Source organism: Mesorhizobium sp. CNPSo 4671 (assembly GCF_057784245.1).
In genome coordinates this window covers 1-2,480 of the sequence record NZ_JBWLUW010000052.1, presented here as the reverse complement: position 1 = coordinate 2,480, position 2,480 = coordinate 1, and the positions used below count along the sequence as shown (strand labels likewise).

Below are 2,480 nucleotides of genomic sequence, written 5' to 3'. Positions count from 1 at the left end.
GCGTAACCGCTGTTCTCAGGCCACGGCCTTGAGTGGTGCGGGGGCGTAGGCCCAGGGCAGCAGGTCGTCGAGTTGGCTTTGCGGATGGCCGGCGACGATGCGGGTGATGACGTCGGTGAGGTAGGCGTACGGGTCGACGCCGTTGAGTTTTGCGGTTTCTACGAGCGAGGCGATGGTCGCCCAGTGCTCTCCACCGCCGTCGGAACCGGCGAAGAGCGCATTCTTCCGATTGAGGGCGATTGGCCTGATCGAGCGTTCGACCACGTTGGAGTCGATCTCGACGCGGCCGTCGTCGAGGAAGCGACCAAGTCCGGCCCAGCGCGAGAGCGGGTAGCGGATTGCTTCGGCGAGCTTGCTCTTCTGGCTGACCAGGGCGAGCTTCTCGCGCAGCCATGGCTGGAGGATATCGATGACGGGGCGGCTTCTCTCCTGGCGGGCGGTGCGCCGCTCTTCGGGCGAGCGTCCCCGTATCTCGCTCTCGATCTTGTAGAGCTCGGCGATGCGCTGGAGCGCCTCCGTGGCAATCGGCGCGGGTCCGGACTGGGCCAGTTCGTAGAAGCGTCGACGGACATGCGCCCAGCAGAACGCCAGGCTCACGGCATTGCGCTCGGCCAGCGCCCGGTATCCGGCGTAGCCGTCGACTTGCAGGATTCCAACGAAGCCCTGAAGGTGGCGCAACGGCTGTTCGGCCTTGCGGTCGGGCGCATAGAGATAGGCGACGCCGGGTGGAGCGATCCCGCCCCAGGGGCGATCGTCGCGGGCGTAAGCGAACAGCTGGCCCGTCTTGGTGCGGCCGCGCCCGGGATCGAGCACCGGCGCCGTGGTCTCGTCGGCGAAGAGCTTGCCGGACGCCTTCAGCCGCTCGAACAGCCGCTCGTGGATCGGCCGTAGCAGGAAGGCTGCCTTGCCGACCCAGTCGGCGAGCGTGGACCGATCCAGGTTCACGCCCTGCCGGGCATAGATCTGCGCCTGGCGATACAGGGGAAGATGGTCGGCATACTTCGACACCAGCACGTGGGCGACGGTCGCTTCGGTCGGGATGCCCCCCTCGACGAGGCGCTCCGCTGCGGGCGCCTGCACCACGACCTCCTCGCAGCTCCGGCAAGCATACTTCGGTCGGCGCGTGACGATGACGCGGAATTGGGCCGGCACGATGTCGAGGCGCTCGGAGCGATCCTCGCCCATGACGTGCAGCATCCCCTTGCAGCACGGGCAGATCTTGTCGGGGATGTCGATGACCTGCTCGATACGCGGCAGGTGCGCGGGCAGTGAACCGCGGTTGGCGCGGCGCTTCCTGGCGCGAGCCTCGCGCTTAGCAGGATCGGCGGCGTCCTCTGCGGCGAAGTCCTCCGCCTCGACCTGCTCGGCCTCTTCCAGGCCCAGCAGCAGTTGGTCGACCGGCAGGCTCTCTGCCCTGCGGCCGAAGCGGTGGCGCTGCAGTTCCTTGATGATCTGGCGCAGCCGCTCGTTCTCGGCGCGCTCCGCCGCGAGCATCGCCTGAAGCGCGATCGGATCGTTGGTCTGAGGCTCGGCCGGGTTGCTCACAAGGCCGATTCAATCATGCATTCCAATGCTTTGCCAGCGTCTCTGGCCGCCCATGGAATCAACTTGCCGCGACCGGCGCGCGCGTCTCGCGGGCGTCATGCACGCGCCGCCAATCCAACCCTTCCAGGAGCGCCTGCAATTGCGCCGCCGACAACCTCACCACGCCATCGGTGATGGCAGGCCAGCAGAACTTCCCGTCCTCCAGACGCTTCGCCAGCAGGCAAACGCCGGTGCCGTCGAAGTACACCAGCTTGACCCGGTCGGCGCGCTTGGCCCTGAAGACGTAGACCGTGCCAGAGAACGGATCGGCACCCATCGTCTCGCGCACCAGCGCCGCCAGGCCCTCGGCCCCCTTGCGGAAGTCCACAGGCTTCGTCGCGACCATCACCTTGACCGCACCCGTCGGCCCGATCACGACGGCGCCTTCAGCGCACGGATCACCGCCGCCACCGTCCTGGTGTCGGCGCCACGACCGACGCGCATGGCGACACCGTCAATCTCCAGTTCGATCACGCCGGCTTCTCGCGCGGCCTTCCGCTTCCGCGTCGATCTCGCGCGCTTCCCCGCCGGTTCGGGCTGCGGTGCCGCGACCACTGCTGGAACAAATAATGGCTCCGGTGACGGCGCATTCGCCAATGGCACCCGCGCGGACCGGCGCCAGGCGAACAGCTGCTGCGGGGACAATGCATATCGCCGGGCCACCGCGCTCACGGTCTCGCCGGCATCGTAGCTTTCCGCCACGATCCGCGCCTTCTCCTCCGGCAACCATTCGCGCCGCCGTCCAGAACCCGTGAATATCTCAAGCCGACGAACCGGCTCTTCGTCTCTGGACTTAAGCGTAAGCTCTGAAATCGTCATGTGTCGAAGCCCTCAAAGGCTCCGAGCATCGTGGCTCACGACCACGCGCGAAAGGTGGTGCCGCAACAGCGCTCACC

At 67.2% G+C, this 2,480-nt stretch carries 3 protein-coding genes; all 3 read right to left on the bottom strand.

What is annotated here, in order from left to right:
* Window positions 1-15 precede the first annotated feature (15 nt).
* On the bottom strand, window positions 16-1,494 hold the full coding sequence (gene tnpC / locus AC04SF_RS37260; protein WP_488481859.1) for an IS66 family transposase: 1,479 nt from the start codon (window positions 1,492-1,494) through the stop codon (window positions 16-18).
* Between the two features lie 109 nt (window positions 1,495-1,603).
* Window positions 1,604-1,930 (bottom strand): IS66 family insertion sequence element accessory protein TnpB, encoded by a 327-nt coding sequence (gene tnpB, locus AC04SF_RS37255; RefSeq protein ID WP_488481858.1) that lies wholly within the window; start codon window positions 1,928-1,930, stop codon window positions 1,604-1,606.
* A 26-nt stretch (window positions 1,931-1,956) separates the two neighbouring features.
* The gene (gene tnpA, locus AC04SF_RS37250; protein ID WP_488481857.1) at window positions 1,957-2,403 is read right to left on the bottom strand and encodes an IS66-like element accessory protein TnpA; all 447 of its coding nucleotides are present in this window, start codon (window positions 2,401-2,403) and stop codon (window positions 1,957-1,959) included.
* Window positions 2,404-2,480 lie beyond the last annotated feature (77 nt).

Coding starts and splice junctions, on each gene's coding strand:
- tnpB (WP_488481858.1), bottom strand. CDS start 1,930: ATGGTCGCGACGAAGCCTGTGGACTTCCGCAAGGGGGCCGAGGGCCTG.
- tnpC (WP_488481859.1), bottom strand. CDS start 1,494: ATGCTCGCGGCGGAGCGCGCCGAGAACGAGCGGCTGCGCCAGATCATC.
- tnpA (WP_488481857.1), bottom strand. CDS start 2,403: ATGACGATTTCAGAGCTTACGCTTAAGTCCAGAGACGAAGAGCCGGTT.